The 16,963-nt window shown below is 53.1% G+C and carries 18 protein-coding genes; 15 read left to right on the top strand and 3 right to left on the bottom strand.

Translation table 11 applies throughout. The features are described from left to right. Nucleotides 1-14 precede the first annotated feature (14 nt). Complete coding sequence (locus tag HV314_RS01385) at nucleotides 15-389, top strand: DUF2500 domain-containing protein (RefSeq protein ID WP_016154843.1); 375 nt, start codon at nucleotides 15-17, stop codon at nucleotides 387-389. Nucleotides 390-473: 84 nt separating this feature from the next. Here HV314_RS01385 and HV314_RS01390 read toward each other — a convergent pair whose 3' ends face one another. Then, entirely contained in the window at nucleotides 474-749 is a 276-nt protein-coding gene (locus HV314_RS01390; RefSeq protein WP_016154842.1) for a DUF1145 family protein, read from the bottom strand. Next, a complete protein-coding gene (rsmD, locus tag HV314_RS01395) occupies nucleotides 739-1,335 on the bottom strand; it encodes a 16S rRNA (guanine(966)-N(2))-methyltransferase (RefSeq protein ID WP_016154841.1) in 597 nt (198 codons plus the stop codon). The genes HV314_RS01390 and rsmD overlap by 11 nt, the downstream gene beginning before the upstream one ends. A gap of 276 nt (nucleotides 1,336-1,611) precedes the next feature. Between rsmD and ftsY the strand changes: the two genes are divergently transcribed. From ftsY to livJ, 5 genes are all read left to right on the top strand, one after another. Further along, on the top strand, nucleotides 1,612-3,138 hold the full coding sequence (gene ftsY, locus HV314_RS01400) for a signal recognition particle-docking protein FtsY (RefSeq protein ID WP_181547163.1): 1,527 nt from the start codon (nucleotides 1,612-1,614) through the stop codon (nucleotides 3,136-3,138). A gap of 2 nt (nucleotides 3,139-3,140) precedes the next feature. After that, a complete protein-coding gene (ftsE, locus tag HV314_RS01405; RefSeq protein ID WP_003023420.1) occupies nucleotides 3,141-3,809 on the top strand; it encodes a cell division ATP-binding protein FtsE in 669 nt (222 codons plus the stop codon). Beyond that, nucleotides 3,802-4,860, top strand: a complete 1,059-nt coding sequence (gene ftsX / locus HV314_RS01410; RefSeq protein WP_016154839.1) for a permease-like cell division protein FtsX — start codon at nucleotides 3,802-3,804, stop codon at nucleotides 4,858-4,860. The genes ftsE and ftsX overlap by 8 nt, the downstream gene beginning before the upstream one ends. Nucleotides 4,861-5,115: 255 nt before the next feature. Further along, the gene (gene rpoH / locus HV314_RS01415) at nucleotides 5,116-5,970 is read left to right on the top strand and encodes an RNA polymerase sigma factor RpoH (RefSeq protein ID WP_005121585.1); all 855 of its coding nucleotides are present in this window, start codon (nucleotides 5,116-5,118) and stop codon (nucleotides 5,968-5,970) included. Between the two features lie 267 nt (nucleotides 5,971-6,237). Continuing rightward, nucleotides 6,238-7,341 (top strand): branched chain amino acid ABC transporter substrate-binding protein LivJ, encoded by a 1,104-nt coding sequence (gene livJ / locus HV314_RS01420; RefSeq protein ID WP_029139730.1) that lies wholly within the window; start codon nucleotides 6,238-6,240, stop codon nucleotides 7,339-7,341. Nucleotides 7,342-7,498: 157 nt separating this feature from the next. Here livJ and panM read toward each other — a convergent pair whose 3' ends face one another. After that, on the bottom strand, nucleotides 7,499-7,882 hold the full coding sequence (panM, locus tag HV314_RS01425; RefSeq protein ID WP_016154837.1) for an aspartate 1-decarboxylase autocleavage activator PanM: 384 nt from the start codon (nucleotides 7,880-7,882) through the stop codon (nucleotides 7,499-7,501). A gap of 424 nt (nucleotides 7,883-8,306) precedes the next feature. Here panM and livK point away from each other — a divergent pair, with 424 nt between their 5' ends. The 9 genes from livK to ugpE all read left to right on the top strand — a co-directional run bounded on the left by livK (nucleotide 8,307) and on the right by ugpE (nucleotide 16,963). After that, entirely contained in the window at nucleotides 8,307-9,416 is a 1,110-nt protein-coding gene (gene livK / locus HV314_RS01430) for a high-affinity branched-chain amino acid ABC transporter substrate-binding protein LivK (RefSeq protein ID WP_016154836.1), read from the top strand. A 61-nt stretch (nucleotides 9,417-9,477) separates the two neighbouring features. Then, nucleotides 9,478-10,404, top strand: coding sequence for a high-affinity branched-chain amino acid ABC transporter permease LivH (gene livH / locus HV314_RS01435; protein ID WP_003023435.1), 927 nt, complete (start codon nucleotides 9,478-9,480; stop codon nucleotides 10,402-10,404). Then, nucleotides 10,401-11,678, top strand: a complete 1,278-nt coding sequence (gene livM, locus HV314_RS01440) for a branched chain amino acid ABC transporter permease LivM (RefSeq protein ID WP_016154835.1) — start codon at nucleotides 10,401-10,403, stop codon at nucleotides 11,676-11,678. The genes livH and livM overlap by 4 nt, the downstream gene beginning before the upstream one ends. Next, nucleotides 11,675-12,442, top strand: coding sequence for a high-affinity branched-chain amino acid ABC transporter ATP-binding protein LivG (gene livG / locus HV314_RS01445; RefSeq protein ID WP_003023438.1), 768 nt, complete (start codon nucleotides 11,675-11,677; stop codon nucleotides 12,440-12,442). Before livM ends, livG begins: the two co-directional genes overlap by 4 nt. Nucleotides 12,443-12,459: 17 nt before the next feature. Then, nucleotides 12,460-13,173: a high-affinity branched-chain amino acid ABC transporter ATP-binding protein LivF gene (livF, locus tag HV314_RS01450; protein ID WP_085951092.1), complete on the top strand. Its 714-nt coding sequence runs from the start codon at nucleotides 12,460-12,462 to the stop codon at nucleotides 13,171-13,173. Between the two features lie 101 nt (nucleotides 13,174-13,274). Next, complete coding sequence (locus HV314_RS01455; RefSeq protein WP_046274511.1) at nucleotides 13,275-13,556, top strand: hypothetical protein; 282 nt, start codon at nucleotides 13,275-13,277, stop codon at nucleotides 13,554-13,556. Nucleotides 13,557-13,804: 248 nt separating this feature from the next. Then, entirely contained in the window at nucleotides 13,805-15,121 is a 1,317-nt protein-coding gene (gene ugpB, locus HV314_RS01460; RefSeq protein ID WP_181547165.1) for a sn-glycerol-3-phosphate ABC transporter substrate-binding protein UgpB, read from the top strand. A gap of 112 nt (nucleotides 15,122-15,233) precedes the next feature. Beyond that, complete coding sequence (gene ugpA / locus HV314_RS01465; RefSeq protein ID WP_181547167.1) at nucleotides 15,234-16,121, top strand: sn-glycerol-3-phosphate ABC transporter permease UgpA; 888 nt, start codon at nucleotides 15,234-15,236, stop codon at nucleotides 16,119-16,121. Further along, complete coding sequence (gene ugpE / locus HV314_RS01470; RefSeq protein ID WP_181547169.1) at nucleotides 16,118-16,963, top strand: sn-glycerol-3-phosphate ABC transporter permease UgpE; 846 nt, start codon at nucleotides 16,118-16,120, stop codon at nucleotides 16,961-16,963. Before ugpA ends, ugpE begins: the two co-directional genes overlap by 4 nt.

Consider the following 16,963-nt stretch of genomic DNA (forward strand, 5'->3'; position numbering starts at 1 on the left):
GATGGGTTAATAATATGAGCAAACCACCACTTTTTTTCATTGTTATCATTGTCTTAATCGTTGTTGCTGCGTCGTTTCGCTTCGTTCAGCAGCGGCGTGAAAAAGCCGATAATGATACTGCGCCGTTAGTGCAAAAGCAGGTGGTGGTGAGTAACAAACGGGAAAAACCGCTTAACGATCGGCGATCCCGCCAGCAGGAAGTGAGCCCGGCGGGGACCAGCATGCGCTATGAAGTCAGTTTTAAGCCACAAAGTGGCGGCTTCGAGCAGACGTTTCGTCTGGATGCCCAGCAGTACCATGCGTTAACGGTCGGGGATAAGGGAACGCTGAGTTATAAAGGTTCGCGTTTTGTTGATTTTACAGTGAACGCTAAGGTTTCATCTGACTGATGCCGGATGGCGGCTTACGCTTTGTCCGGCCTGGAGATTTTGTCGCCCCGGCCTACTAAGCGCCGCCGGGCGAAAAGATCACAGTTACTTTTTCAACTGATCTTTAATCTTCTTCTGCCAAACCAGTAACTCAAAGACGCCGAACAGAAAAATACGGATTTTCTCTCCGCGGGTCATCTGCGGGCCATCTTTAGGCATGGTGCTTTTTAACAGCGCCAGTTGCATGCCATGCATCAGCACCATAAAAATCAGTGCGACGTTAACGAAGATGTTAAGCGGGCGTGGAAAGGGTTGGAAAATATTGAGTAGTAAAAATGCCCAGACGCACAACATCAGCAGGCGTCCCAGGTTAATCAGCATCGTGTTCTCCTCGTGCTTCACGTTGGTAAAGGCGATAGGCGACCTGTCCGGCGACTTTTTCGCGGTACAGCGACCAGTTCACCGGAACCGGCGGCAAACCGTTTTCTACTTCGCTTTCAACGTAAATATACGCTTCATTTGCCAGCCAGCCATGAGTTTCCAGAAGAGTTAATGTTTCTTCCAGTAATCCTTTGCGAAACGGCGGGTCAACAAACACCACGTTATGCGGCGTACCCGTCTGGGCCAAAAATGTCAGGGTATTGGTGTTGACGACCCGGGCATGGGGGGCTTTCAGCGTGGCGAGATTGTTTTGTAGCTGCTGTGATACCGCGCGATCCATTTCCAGAAGCGTCGCATTTGCCGCATAGCGAGAGAGGGCTTCCAGCCCCAGCGCGCCGCTGCCGGCGAAGCAGTCCAGGCAGTGAGCATCGACCATTACCGGGGCCAGCCAGTTAAATAAGGTTTCGCGTACGCGGTCGGTGGTTGGGCGCAGACCGGGACTATTCGGAACCGGGAGTTTACGGCCACGCCATTGACCGCCAATAATGCGGATCTGGCCGCTACCAGAGTGATTCGGTTTTTTCATTTCAATTATTGCTCAATCCGCTGCTGACGTGTCATTCCAGGCGGTGATGTGAGTTAAGTTAACCCGTCGCCTTTCAAGTTACCTCTTCGTTGGCTGCACTTACTCACCCGAATCACTTACTAAAAGTAAGCTCATCGGGATTCGTGCGCTTGCCGCCTTGACGTAACTCGAAATTCATTGGGTATAAGTGATAGACTATTTCATCATTTTTTTAGCTGCTATGTACATAGCGTTGACGCTGTGCCATGAAGCAACAGCGGGGGAGTGTAGTCGCAAATGGCGAAAGAGAAAAAACGTGGCTTTTTTTCCTGGCTGGGCTTTGGTCAAAAAGAGCAGGCACCGGAAAACGAGACAGAATTAAAAAGCGAAGAACAACAATCGGTTGCTGAAGAAACTACCGTCGTTGACGAACAGCCGCACGCCGAGGAAACCCGTAGCGAGGCGGAAACGGAAGCTTTTGCAGCTGAAGTTGTTGAAGTGACTGAACAGGTTGCGGAAATCGAAAAACTGCAGCCGGAAGCTGAACCTGTTGCCGAACAATCGCAGCCGGAGATTGAGCGGGTTGCTGAACCCGCTGCTGAACCCGTTGTGGAAACGCCAGCGGCGACGGTTATCGAACGCGAAGAATTGCCGCTGCCGGAAGAGGTGAAAACCGAAGAGGTTTCTGCCGAAGAGTGGCAGGCCGAAGCGGAAACCGTGGAAATCGTTGAGGCGGTTGAAGAAGAAGCCGAAAACGAACCGCACCTGACTGATGAAGAGCTGGAAGCGCAGGCGCTGGCTGCTGAGGCAGCTGAAGAAGCCGTGATGGTGGTGTCGGTAGAAGAACCTGCCGTAGAAGCACCGACAGAAGAAGAGGGAGTCCAGGAGCAGGAAAAACCAACGAAAGAAGGTTTCTTTGCGCGTCTGAAACGCAGCCTCCTGAAAACAAAAGAAAACCTTGGTTCCGGATTTATCAGTCTGTTCCGTGGTAAAAAGATCGACGATGATCTGTTTGAAGAGCTGGAAGAGCAACTGCTGATCGCCGACGTGGGCGTAGAAACGACCCGCAAGATTATTGCGAATCTGACGGAAGGTGCCAGCCGTAAGCAGCTCAAAGACGCGGAAGCGCTGTACGGCCTGCTGAAAGAAGAGATGGGCGAGATTCTGGCGAAGGTGGAAGAACCGCTGAATGTTGATGGCAAGACGCCGTTTGTTATCTTAATGGTTGGCGTCAACGGCGTGGGTAAAACCACCACTATCGGAAAGCTGGCGCGTCAGTTTGAGCAGCAGGGTAAATCGGTGATGCTGGCGGCGGGCGATACCTTCCGTGCGGCGGCGGTAGAGCAGCTGCAGGTCTGGGGTCAGCGTAACAACATCCCGGTGATTGCTCAGCATACCGGCGCGGATTCCGCGTCCGTCATCTTTGATGCTATCCAGGCGGCGAAGGCGCGTAATGTAGATGTGCTGATCGCTGATACCGCAGGGCGTTTGCAGAACAAATCGCACCTGATGGAAGAATTGAAAAAAATCGTTCGCGTCATGAAGAAGCTCGACGAAGATGCGCCGCATGAAGTTATGCTGACTATCGACGCCAGCACCGGGCAGAATGCGATAAGCCAGGCCAAACTGTTCCATGAAGCCGTGGGCTTAACCGGTATCACCCTGACTAAGCTGGACGGTACAGCGAAGGGCGGGGTCATCTTCTCGGTTGCCGATCAGTTTGGCATCCCTATCCGCTATATCGGTGTGGGCGAACGTATCGAGGATTTACGTCCGTTTAAAGCGGACGATTTTATAGAGGCACTTTTTGCCCGAGAGGATTAACAATGATTCGCTTTGAACATGTCAGCAAGGCCTATCTCGGTGGGAGACAAGCGCTGCAGGGAGTTACCTTCCATATGCAGCCTGGCGAGATGGCATTTCTGACCGGCCACTCTGGCGCGGGGAAAAGTACCCTGCTGAAGCTGATTTGTGGAATTGAACGGCCCAGCGCCGGGAAAATCTACTTCAGCGGGCATGACATCAGCCGTTTGAAAAACCGTGAAGTGCCGTTTCTGCGTCGTCAGATTGGCATGATTTTTCAGGATCACCACCTGTTGATGGACAGAACCGTGTTTGACAACGTGGCAATCCCGCTGATCATCGCGGGCGCCAGCGGGGACGATATTCGTCGTCGCGTGTCAGCGGCGCTGGATAAGGTCGGACTGTTGGACAAAGCGAAAAACTTCCCTATTCAGCTCTCCGGCGGTGAACAACAGCGCGTGGGCATCGCCCGTGCGGTAGTGAACAAACCTGCGGTATTGCTGGCGGATGAACCTACGGGGAACCTGGATGACGCGTTGTCGGAAGGGATCCTTCGCCTGTTTGAAGAGTTTAACCGCGTCGGGGTCACGGTATTAATGGCCACGCACGATATTGGCCTGATCTCCCGTCGCTCCTATCGCCAAATGGTTCTGAGCGATGGACATCTGCATGGAGGCCTGGCGCATGAATAGACGTGACGCTATTAATCAAATCAAACAGTTCGGTGGCCGACTGGATCGCTTCCGTAAATCGGGCGGCGCGCCGGGAGATGGCGGTCGTAACGCGCCAAAGCGGGCGAAAGCCGCGCCAAAGCCGAACTCGCGTAAAACCAATGTCTTTAACGAGCAGGTACGCTACGCGTTCCAGGGCGCGTTACAGGACCTGAAAAGCAAGCCACTGGCGACGTTCCTGACGGTGATGGTTATTGCCATCTCCCTGACGCTGCCAAGCGTATGCTACATGGTTTATAAGAACGTCGACCATGCGGCGAGCCAGTATTATCCTTCTCCGCAGATCACCGTTTACCTGCAAAAAACGCTGGATGATGATGCAGCGGCGCGGGTGGTTGGTCAGTTGCAGGCCGAGCAGGGCGTGGAGAAAGTGAATTACCTTTCCCGCGATGACGCGCTGGGCGAATTCCGTAACTGGTCCGGCTTTGGCGGCGCGCTGGATATGCTGGAAGAGAACCCGCTACCGGCCGTGGCGGTGGTTATCCCGAAACTGGACTTCCAGGGCACGGAGTCGCTGAACACGCTGCGCGACCGTATCGCACAAATCAACGGTATTGATGAAGTGCGCATGGATGACAGCTGGTTTGCCCGTCTGGCGGCTCTGACGGGCCTTGTCGGACGCGTCTCCGCGATGATTGGCGTGCTGATGGTAGCGGCGGTCTTCCTCGTCATCGGTAACAGTGTGCGGCTGAGTATTTTTGCGCGTCGCGATACCATTAACGTGCAGAAACTGATTGGCGCGACGGATGGGTTTATCCTGCGTCCGTTCCTCTACGGCGGTGCGCTGCTCGGTTTTTCCGGCGCATTTCTTTCACTGATTTTGTCAGAAATTTTGGTGATGCGCCTGTCGTCAGCGGTTACTGAGGTGGCGCAGGTTTTTGGAACTAAATTTGATATCAACGGCTTATCATTCGATGAATGCCTGTTATTGCTGCTGGTGTGCTCGATGATTGGCTGGGTGGCAGCCTGGCTTGCCACGGTTCAACATTTACGCCACTTTACCCCCGATTAAAAAATCTCTGGTATAATCTTTCCCTGCACTGAGTAGTTCGCTCTGCAGGGAAAGAGTCCCTGTTATCTCTTCCCAGCGTATTCATTGTGATGTCACATTTTGTGCGTAATCTATACACATTACGACATGGAACTTGTGGATAAAATCACTGTCTGATAAAAGATTGAATGATATTCTCGTTGCTCATAAGCTCTGGCATGGTTGTTGCTATTGGTTTTAGCCAACGCGTCAGATGAAAAGATTGAGAGGATTTGAATGACCAAAGAAATGCAAAATTTAGCTTTAGCCCCTGTTGGTAACCTGGAATCTTACATCCGGGCTGCGAACGCGTGGCCGATGTTGTCGGCTGACGAGGAGCGGCTACTTGCTGAAAAGCTGCATTACCAGGGCGATCTGGAAGCAGCTAAAACGCTGATCCTGTCTCACCTGCGCTTTGTTGTTCATGTTGCTCGTAATTATGCGGGCTATGGCCTGCCGCAGGCGGATCTGATTCAGGAAGGCAATATCGGCCTGATGAAAGCCGTGCGCCGTTTCAACCCGGAAGTGGGTGTGCGCCTGGTTTCTTTCGCCGTGCACTGGATCAAAGCAGAGATCCACGAATACGTTCTGCGTAACTGGCGTATCGTAAAAGTCGCGACCACCAAAGCGCAGCGTAAGCTGTTCTTTAACCTGCGTAAAACCAAGCAGCGTCTGGGTTGGTTCAATCAGGATGAAGTTGAAATGGTTGCTCGTGAGCTGGGTGTTTCCAGCAAAGACGTGCGCGAAATGGAATCCCGTATGGCGGCGCAGGACATGACGTTTGACATGTCTTCAGACGACGAGTCTGACAGCCAGCCGATGGCACCGGTTCTGTATCTGCAGGATAAATCATCTAACTTTGCCGACGGCATTGAAGAAGATAACTGGGAAGATCAGGCCGCGAACAAACTGACCCACGCAATGGAGGGTCTGGACGAGCGTAGCCAGGACATCATTCGCGCCCGTTGGCTGGACGAAGACAACAAGTCGACGTTGCAGGAACTGGCCGATCGCTACGGCGTCTCTGCTGAACGTGTTCGTCAGCTTGAAAAGAACGCCATGAAAAAACTGCGTGCGGCGATCGAAGCGTAATCTTCCGCCGACCTGGAAATGCTGATAAACCCTGGATGAAAATCCGGGGTTTTTTGTTTTTATCTCTCCCTCTCCTCTGACGTTTATGCTATTTGTCATCAGGTTGTTATCTGCATGTCAAATTTAGCTATTCCAAAATAATAAAAATCGGGTATGTTTTAGCAGAGTATGCTGCTAAAGCACGGGTGGCTATCCAATAATCGAAATAAAGTGCTGAACAACAACATCACAACACACGTAATAACCACAATAATGGGGATTGTCAGGATGAATATGAAGGGTAAAGCGTTATTGGCAGGATGTATCGCCCTGTCTTTGAGCAATATGGCGTTTGCTAAGGATATTAAAGTTGCCGTCGTCGGGGCGATGTCTGGCCCGGTAGCACAATATGGCGATCAGGAATTTACCGGCGCAGAGCAGGCAATTGCGGATATTAACGCCAAGGGCGGCGTGAAAGGTGACAAACTGGTCATGGTGAAATATGACGATGCCTGTGACCCGAAACAAGCGGTAGCGGTTGCGAACAAAGTGGTCAACGACGGGATTAAATACGTAATCGGTCACCTGTGCTCTTCTTCCACTCAGCCTGCTTCAGACATCTATGAAGACGAAGGCATTCTGATGATCACCCCAGCGGCAACGGCGCCGGAGCTGACCGCGCGCGGCTATAGCCTGGTAATGCGTACCACTGGTCTGGATTCCGATCAGGGCCCAACGGCCGCCAAATATATCGTTGAAAAAGTGAAGCCGCAGCGCATCGCGATTATTCATGATAAGCAGCAGTACGGTGAAGGCCTGGCCCGCGCGGTGCAAGATGGCCTGAAAAAGGGTAACGCCAACGTGGTGTTCTTTGACGGGATAACCGCCGGTGAAAAAGATTTCTCTACGCTGGTAGCGCGTTTGAAGAAAGAGAATATCGATTTCGTTTACTATGGCGGTTACCACCCGGAAATGGGGCAAATCCTGCGCCAGGCACGCGCCGCGGGTCTGAAAACCCAGTTTATGGGGCCAGAAGGTGTAGCGAACGTGTCGCTGTCTAACATCGCCGGTGAATCTGCAGAAGGCTTACTGGTAACGAAACCGAAGAACTACGACCAGGTTCCAGCGAACAAACCCATCGTAGATGCTATCAAAGCTAAGAAACAGGATCCGAGCGGCGCATTCGTATGGACCACCTACGCCGCGCTGCAATCTTTGCAGGCCGGTCTGAACCAGTCTGACGATCCCGCTGAAATTGCCAAATACCTGAAAGCAAACTCGGTGGAAACCGTGATGGGGCCGCTGTCCTGGGATGCTAAGGGCGACCTGAAAGGCTTCGAATTCGGCGTGTTTGACTGGCATGCTAACGGGACGGCGACAGACGCCAAGTGATTTTCCCGGCGCCTTTCGTGCCGCAGGTGTGTTGGCTGCGTTATTCAACCCCGGTCACTTACTTATGTAAGCTCCGGGGATTTTATAACTTGCCGCCTGCCTGCAACACAAAATTCTTGGGAAAATACTCGTAATACAATTGGTTGGGGGCGGTTTTCTACCGTTTCTCCCAGCCATTCTCCTGGGCCGTAAACCCTAACACCTGCATAAATGCGGCCATCACGCTGCGGTCTTCAACGCCAACGTCGGCCATCCACCACGAACTCACGTCAGGGTTTTCCCGGATCACTTCTTCGATCAAATACTGCCCGACGCCGCGACGGCGGGTGATATCGCGCACGCGCAATGAATCCAGTGCGCCTTGTGTGCCGCTCAGGGTTACCCGCACGGCACCTAACAGACGCTCGTTAAAGCGTGCGGCGTAGATCCGGTGCGTTTCATCTACGCTTAATGATGAGGCGGAATATTCCGGCCAGATTTTGCCCAGATCAATCAGGTCCTGGTCGCTAAAGTTATCTAAACGAACGATGGTCAGCTTCATTAACAGCATGTCCAAATCACAAAAGATGGAATCAGTGTACCGAAATAATTCGCCCGGATGCTTTCTCTTTTTAATGCGATTAACCAGGTTAATAGTTTTGTAACAACGACAATGACAGATTGAAACAGTAGAGATTGAAAAACAGGCAGGATAATACCCTGGAATGCAGCATTTTATTCCGCTCTTTGTGCCGTTATTTTATGCTGACAAATGCACTTTTTTTTGTTTATCTATAGTGAAAAGCAGAATATTATCTTTTCTTAATCGACTGAAAAATAGAGATTTTAGCCGTAATTTGCTTAAAAAACTGCGCTAAACCATTAACGAGACTGGTAAAAATAGTACAGTTCAAAAAAAGCACAGTCTGCTTTTTAACCACATAAATACAAAATATATACATCATCACGAATGGGGATTCAGGAAAATGAAACGGAATGCGAAAACAATCATCGCAGGGGTGATAGCTCTGGCAATGTCACACGCGGTCATGGCGGAGGATATCAAGGTCGCTGTTGTCGGGGCGATGTCAGGTCCGGTCGCGCAGTGGGGTGATATGGAATTTAATGGCGCACGTCAGGCCATTAAAGATATCAATGCCAAAGGCGGGGTCAAAGGCGACAAACTCGTTGCCGTCGAATATGACGACGCCTGCGATCCGAAACAGGCCGTTGCGGTAGCGAACAAAATCGTCAATGACGGCATTCAGTACGTTATTGGTCATCTGTGCTCATCTTCCACGCAGCCCGCATCAGATATCTATGAAGACGAAGGCATTCTGATGATTTCCCCGGGCGCGACCAACCCGGAACTGACCCAGCGCGGTTACGCACACATTATGCGTACAGCGGGCCTGGACTCCTCTCAGGGGCCGACCGCCGCGAAATACATTCTGGAGAAGGTGAAGCCGCAACGCATCGCCATCATTCACGATAAACAGCAATACGGTGAAGGCCTGGCGCGTTCAGTGCAGGAGAGCCTGAAAGCGGGCAAAGCCAATATCGTCTTCTTTGACGGGATCACTGCCGGGGAAAAAGATTTTTCTGCGCTGATCGCCCGCCTGAAAAAAGAAAATATCGATTTTGTTTATTACGGCGGCTACTACCCGGAAATGGGACAAATGCTGCGACAGGCTCGCTCCGTCGGGCTGAATACCCAGTTTATGGGACCTGAGGGTGTGGGCAATGCGTCGCTGTCTAACATTGCCGGTGATGCCGCTGAAGGCATGCTGGTGACCATGCCAAAACGCTATGACCAGGATCCGGCGAATAAAGCTATCGTCGATGCGCTCAAAGCTGACAAGAAAGATCCAACCGGACCGTACGTGTGGATCACTTATGCAGCCGTCCAGTCATTGGCGACAGCAATGGATCGCAGCGGTAGCAAAGAGCCGTTGGAGCTGGTGAAAGATCTGAAAGCACACGGGGCTGACACCGTGATTGGGCCGCTGAAATGGGACGAAAAAGGCGATTTGAAGGGATTTGAGTTTGGTGTCTTCCAGTGGCACGCGGACGGATCATCGACCGTCGCGAAGTAATAGCTGAAGACGAGTTATCCCACCGCCCGTGCAAAACGGGCGGGTTAAGAAAGGTTACCTTATGTCCGAGCAGTTCCTCTATTTCTTGCAGCAGATGTTTAACGGCGTCACGCTGGGAAGCACCTACGCGCTGATCGCCATCGGTTACACGATGGTGTACGGCATTATCGGCATGATCAACTTCGCCCACGGCGAGGTGTATATGATCGGCAGCTATGTCTCCTTTATGATCATCGCTGCGCTAATGATGATGGGTATTGATTCCAGCTGGCTACTGGTCGCGGCGGGCTTTGTCGGCGCGATTGTGATTGCCAGCGCCTACGGCTGGAGCATTGAACGCGTAGCGTATCGGCCCGTGCGCAGCTCTAAGCGCCTGATCGCGCTGATTTCCGCTATCGGGATGTCCATCTTCCTGCAAAACTACGTCAGCCTGACGGAAGGTTCGCGCGATGTGGCGCTGCCCAGCCTGTTTAACGGCCAGTGGACCGTCGGCAGTAGCGAAAACTTCTCTGCTTCCATCACCACTATGCAGTTGGTTATCTGGATTGTAACCTTCCTGGCGATGCTGGCGCTGACGCTGTTTATCCGTTACTCCCGTATGGGCCGTGCCTGCCGAGCCTGCGCGGAAGACCTGAAAATGGCCAGCCTGCTCGGCATAAATACCGATCGCGTGATTGCGCTGACCTTTGTGATTGGCGCGGCAATGGCGGCGGTAGCGGGCGTACTGCTCGGCCAGTTCTACGGCGTAATTAACCCCTATATCGGCTTTATGGCCGGGATGAAAGCCTTTACCGCGGCGGTACTGGGCGGCATCGGCAGCATTCCTGGGGCGATGATCGGCGGCCTGATTCTGGGGGTCGCGGAAGCGCTCTCCTCTGCTTATCTGAGTACCGAATACAAAGACGTGGTTTCATTCGCGCTGCTGATTCTGGTGCTGCTGGTGATGCCGACCGGTATTCTGGGTCGCCCGGAGGTAGAGAAAGTATGAAACCGATGCATTTTGCAATGGCGCTGCTCTCTGCCGCTATGTTCTTCATCCTGGCGGGCGTCTTTATGGGCGTCCAGTTGGAGCTTGACGGCACCAAACTGGTGGTGGATACCGCCGCGGATATCCGCTGGCAGTGGGTGTTTATCGGCACTGGCGTGGTCTTTCTCTTCCAACTGTTGCGTCCAGCTTTCCAGAAGGGCCTGAAGAGCGTCTCCGGACCGAAGTTTATTCTGCCGGCGATTGATGGCTCCACCGTTAAACAGAAGCTATTCCTGGTCGCGCTGTTGGTGATTGCCGTGGCGTGGCCGTTTATGGTGTCGCGCGGTACGGTTGATATTGCCACGCTGACGATGATTTATATCATCCTCGGCCTCGGCTTAAACGTGGTGGTGGGGCTTTCCGGTCTGCTGGTGCTGGGCTACGGCGGCTTCTATGCCATCGGTGCTTACACCTTCGCGCTGCTGAACCACTATTACGGACTCGGCTTCTGGACCTGTCTGCCGCTGGCGGGGTTGGTTTCCGCTGCTGCGGGCTTTATGCTCGGCTTCCCGGTACTGCGCCTGCGCGGTGACTATCTGGCGATTGTGACTTTAGGCTTCGGCGAAATCGTCCGTATCCTGCTGCTCAACAACACCGAAGTGACCGGTGGCCCGAACGGTATCAGCCAGATCCCGAAACCGACCTTTTTCGGTCTGGAGTTCAGCCGTACTGCCCGTGAAGGTGGCTGGGATACCTTCAGCAACTTCTTTAACGTGAAGTACGATCCCTCTGACCGCGTTATTTTCCTCTATCTGGTGGCGCTGCTGCTGGTGGTCTTCTCGCTGTTTGTCATCAACCGTCTGCTGCGTATGCCGTTGGGTCGTGCGTGGGAAGCGCTGCGCGAAGATGAAATTGCCTGTCGCTCGTTGGGCTTAAACCCTACGCGCATCAAGCTGACCGCTTTTACCATCAGCGCCGCGTTTGCCGGTTTTGCCGGTACGTTGTTTGCCGCGCGTCAGGGTTTTGTCAGCCCGGAATCCTTCACCTTTGCCGAGTCGGCCTTTGTGCTGGCGATTGTGGTACTGGGCGGAATGGGCTCACAGTTCGCAGTGATCCTCGCGGCCATCCTGCTGGTGGTGTCACGCGAGCTGATGCGTGATTTCAATGAATACAGCATGTTAATGCTGGGTGGTTTAATGGTACTGATGATGATCTGGCGTCCGCAGGGCTTGTTGCCGATGACCCGTCCGCAGTTGAAGCTGAAAAACGGGGAAGCAAAAGGAGAGCAGGCATGAGTCAGCCATTATTATCCGTCAACGGCCTGATGATGCGCTTCGGCGGTCTGCTGGCGGTAAACAACGTTGAACTGGAGCTGAGACCACAGGAGATCGTCTCGTTAATCGGGCCAAACGGTGCGGGAAAAACCACGGTCTTTAACTGCCTGACCGGTTTTTATAAGCCGACGGGTGGGACGATTAAGCTGCGCGACCAGCATCTGGAAGGGCTGCCGGGTCAGCAAATTGCGCGGATGGGTGTGGTGCGTACTTTCCAGCACGTGCGTCTGTTTCGCGAAATGACGGTGATTGAAAACCTGCTGGTGGCGCAACATCAGCAGCTGAAAACCGGCGTCTTCTCCGGCCTGTTGAAAACCCCGTCGTTCCGTCGCGCGCAGAGTGAAGCGTTGGATCGCGCCGCCACCTGGCTGGAGCGTATTGGTTTGCTGGAGCACGCCAACCGTCAGGCCAGTAACCTGGCCTACGGCGACCAGCGCCGTCTGGAGATTGCACGTTGCATGGTGACCCAGCCGGAAATCCTGATGCTCGACGAACCCGCCGCAGGCCTCAACCCGAAAGAGACCAAAGAGCTGGACGAGCTGATTGCTGAACTGCGTAACCATCACAACACCACTATTTTGTTGATTGAGCACGACATGAAGCTGGTGATGGGTATTTCCGACCGTATTTACGTGGTGAATCAGGGCACGCCGCTGGCGAACGGGACGCCGGAACAGATTCGTAACAACCCGGACGTGATCCGCGCCTATTTAGGTGAAGCATAATGGTGGTGACGCATAATATGGAAAAAGTCATGTTGTCCTTTGACAAAGTCAGCGCCCACTACGGCAAGATACAGGCGCTGCACGACGTCAGCTTGTATATCAATCAGGGTGAAATCGTGACGCTTATCGGCGCCAACGGCGCGGGAAAAACCACGCTGCTTGGTACGCTGTGCGGCGATCCGCGAGCGACAAGTGGGCGAATTGTCTTTGATGGTAAAGACATTACCGACTGGCAGACGGCGAAAATCATGCGCGAAGCGGTAGCGATTGTTCCGGAAGGGCGTCGCGTGTTTTCCCGCATGACGGTGGAAGAGAACCTGGCGATGGGCGGCTTCTTTGCCGAAAAGGACCAGTTTCAGGAACGCATCAAGTGGGTGTATGACCTGTTTCCCCGCCTGCATGAACGTCGAATTCAGCGTGCGGGCACGATGTCCGGCGGTGAACAGCAGATGCTGGCGATAGGCCGTGCGCTGATGAGTCAGCCGCGGCTGCTGCTGCTTGATGAGCCGTCGCTGGGTCTGGCGCCGATTATCATCCAGCAGATCTTCAACACCATCGAACAACTGCGCGAGCAGGGGATGACAATCTTCCTCGTCGAACAGAACGCTAACCAGGCGCTGAAGCTCGCCGATCGCGGCTACGTGCTGGAAAATGGTCATGTGGTGCTGGAAGACACCGGTGATGCGTTACTGGCTAACGAAGCAGTGCGCAGCGCGTATCTGGGCGGTTAACATTCTCTGAATGGACAAGGGGGCCTGATATGGCCCCTTTTTATTGCTCTATGTTATTATTGAGAATAGTTATCAATAATAAAAGTGAACATGGAGAAAGGATGATACGTTCCGGTATCTGCATGATGATTGGCGGTTTGTTTTGGACGCTTTCATCAAATACCCTGGCCTTAACACCGCCAGCGTTCGACCCGCGCGACCCTTCAATCTGGGAAGAGAAACCGGACAACTCGTTAGCCCAGTCCAGCTCGCCCTGTGAAGTGTTCACCACCTCTGTCTGCCCGGGCTGGGAAGATGAGAAATCGGATATTCAGCGCGAACGTGAGCGGCGGGAACAGCAGCGTTTACAGAATGAATATGAACGACGCTGGCGTAAAGATTAATGTTCCTTGTTGGCTGCAACAGATAACGTCATCCTGGCCGGGTAAGACATAGCGCTACCCGGCTTTGTTGTGCACCACCCCGCATTTTCCTGTCACTACGCTTTCACCGCCTTGCCATCTGTTTGTCGCCTTACTATCTTTTTTTTGTAATAAAAAAGTTATTTTTCTGTCATTCGAGCATGTCATGTTACCCCCGCGAGCATAAAACGCGTGATATCGCGCATCCGGCACAACAAGAGAGATAACCGATGATATCGTTACGACATACAGCTTTAGGACTGGCACTTAGCCTGGCGTTTGCAGGTCAGGCTCTGGCCGTCACCACTATCCCGTTCTGGCACTCAATGGAAGGTGAACTGGGTAAAGAAGTTGATTCACTGGCGCAACGTTTTAATGCCGCCAATCCCGACTATAAAATTGTTCCACAGTACAAAGGCAACTACGAGCAGAGCCTGAGCGCAGGTATTGCGGCTTTCCGTTCCGGAAACGCACCTGCGTTACTGCAGGTTTATGAAGTGGGCACGGCAACGATGATGGCCTCGAAAGCCATTAAACCGGTCTATGAAGTATTCAAAGAGGCTGGTATTAACTTCGATGAGTCTCAGTTCGTGCCGACGGTTTCCGGTTATTACACCGACTCTAAAAGCGGACACTTACTCTCCCAGCCGTTTAACAGCTCCACGCCGGTGCTGTACTACAACAAAGATGCCTTCAAAAAAGCCGGTTTAGACCCTGAGCAGCCGCCAAAAACCTGGCAGGATCTGGCGGAATACACCGCGAAGCTGAAAGCAGCAGGCATGAAGTGCGGCTACGCCAGCGGCTGGCAGGGATGGATTCAGATTGAAAACTTCAGCGCCTGGAATGGTCTGCCGGTGGCTACCAAAAACAACGGCTTTGACGGTACTGACGCGGTGCTGGAATTCAATAAACCGGAACAGGTGAAACATATTGCCCTGCTGGAAGAGTTGAACAAAAAAGGGGATTTCAGCTACTTCGGGCGTAAAGACGAGTCTACCGAGAAGTTCTATAACGGGGATTGTGCCATTACCACCGCCTCTTCCGGTTCTCTGGCTGACATCCGTCACTACGCCAAATTCAACTATGGCGTCGGCATGATGCCGTACGATGCCGATGTGAAGGGCGCGCCGCAGAACGCGATTATCGGGGGAGCCAGCCTGTGGGTGATGCAGGGTAAAGACAAAGCAACCTACGAAGGCGTGGCGCAGTTCCTCAACTTCCTGGCGAAACCTGAAATTGCTGCCGAATGGCACCAGAAGACCGGCTACCTGCCCATTACCACCGCCGCGTACGACTTGACCCGCGAGCAGGGCTTCTATGATAAGAACCCTGGGGCTGATATCGCCACCCGCCAGATGCTGAACAAGCCACCGTTGCCGTTCACCAAAGGGCTGCGTCTGGGCAACATGCCGCAGATCCGCACCATCGTAGATGAAGAACTGGAAAGCGTCTGGACCGGGAAGAAAACCCCGCAGCAGGCGCTGGATGCTGCCGTTGAGCGTGGCAATCAGTTACTGCGCCGCTTTGAGCAATCGACTAAATCGTAATGTGAAATGCCGGGTGGCGGCTGCGACTTACCCGGCCTACAAATGCGTGTAGTTTGTAGGCCGGATACGGTGTGTGCACCGCAATCTGGCACCTTCCAGGAAAAGAACCTACATGTCTTCATCCCGTCCGGTGTTCCGCTCGCGCTGGCTTCCCTATTTGCTGGTGGCCCCGCAGTTGGTTATCACCGTTATTTTCTTTATCTGGCCCGCCGGTGAAGCGCTGTGGTACTCACTACAATCCGTTGATCCGTTTGGTCTTTCTAGCCAGTTTGTCGGACTGGAAAACTTTATCGCGCTGTTTCATGACCCGTACTACCTTGATTCATTCTGGACCACCATTAAGTTCAGTACGTTAGTCACGGTAAGCGGTTTGCTGGTGTCGTTATTTTTTGCGGCGCTGGTGAATTACGTGGTACGCGGTAGCCGTTTTTACCAGACGCTGATGCTGTTGCCTTATGCCGTCGCGCCCGCCGTCGCCGCCGTATTGTGGATCTTCCTGTTTAACCCAGGGCGCGGGCTGATTACCCATTTTCTCGGTGAGTTTGGCTATGACTGGAACCATGCGCAAAACAGCGGTCAGGCGATGTTTCTGGTGGTGTTTGCGTCGGTCTGGAAGCAGATTAGTTACAACTTCCTGTTCTTCTTTGCCGCACTACAGTCTATTCCGCGGTCGCTGATTGAAGCCGCCGCGATTGATGGTGCGGGACCGGTTCGCCGCTTCTTTAAGCTGGCGCTGCCGCTGATTGCACCGGTCAGCTTCTTTCTGCTGGTGGTGAATCTGGTTTATACCTTCTTTGATACCTTCCCGGTGATCGATGCCGCCACGGCGGGTGGGCCGGTACAGGCGACCACTACGTTGATTTATAAGATCTATCGCGAAGGCTTTGTCGGGCTGGATCTCTCCGCCTCGGCCGCCCAATCGGTAGTGCTGATGTTCCTGGTCATTATTTTGACGGTGGTGCAGTTCCGCTATGTGGAAAGTAAGGTGCGTTACCAATGATTGAGAATCGTCGTGGGCTGACAATATTCAGCCATGCCATGTTGATTATGGGGATCATGGTGATCCTGTTTCCGCTGTACGTCGCGTTTGTCGCGGCGACGCTGGATAACAAAGCAGTCTTTGAAACGCCGATGACGCTGGTTCCCGGCACACAGCTGCTGGAAAACATGAAATACATCTGGGTCAACGGCGTGGGCGTCAACAGCGCGCCGTTCTGGCTGATGATGCTCAACAGTTTCATCATGGCGTTCAGTATTACAGTAGGGAAAATCACCGTCTCTATGCTCTCCGCATTCGCCATCGTCTGGTTCCGCTTTCCATTGCGTAACCTGTTCTTCTGGATGATTTTTATCACGCTGATGCTGCCGGTAGAGGTGCGTATTTTCCCGACGGTGGAAGTGATCGCCAACCTGAAAATGCTCGACAGCTATGCGGGTCTGACGCTGCCGTTAATGGCATCGGCGACTGCGACGTTCCTGTTCCGGCAGTTTTTTATGACCCTGCCGGATGAACTGGTTGAGGCGGCGCGTATTGACGGTGCGTCACCGATGCATTTTTTCCGCGATATTGTACTACCGCTGTCAAAAACCAATCTGGCGGCGCTGTTTGTGATCACCTTTATCTACGGCTGGAACCAGTATTTGTGGCCGTTGTTAATTATTACCGATGTCAATTTGGGCACTGCGGTGGCAGGTATCAAAGGCATGATTGCTACTGGTGAAGGCACCACGCAGTGGAATCAGGTAATGGCAGCCATGCTGCTGACGCTCATCCCTCCGGTAATCATCGTGTTAGCCATGCAGCGTGCCTTCGTACGTGGCCTGGTCGATAGTGAGAAATAA

Source organism: Citrobacter sp. RHBSTW-00887 (genome assembly GCF_013728095.1).
In the GTDB taxonomy this organism is placed as follows: domain Bacteria; phylum Pseudomonadota; class Gammaproteobacteria; order Enterobacterales; family Enterobacteriaceae; genus Citrobacter; species Citrobacter braakii.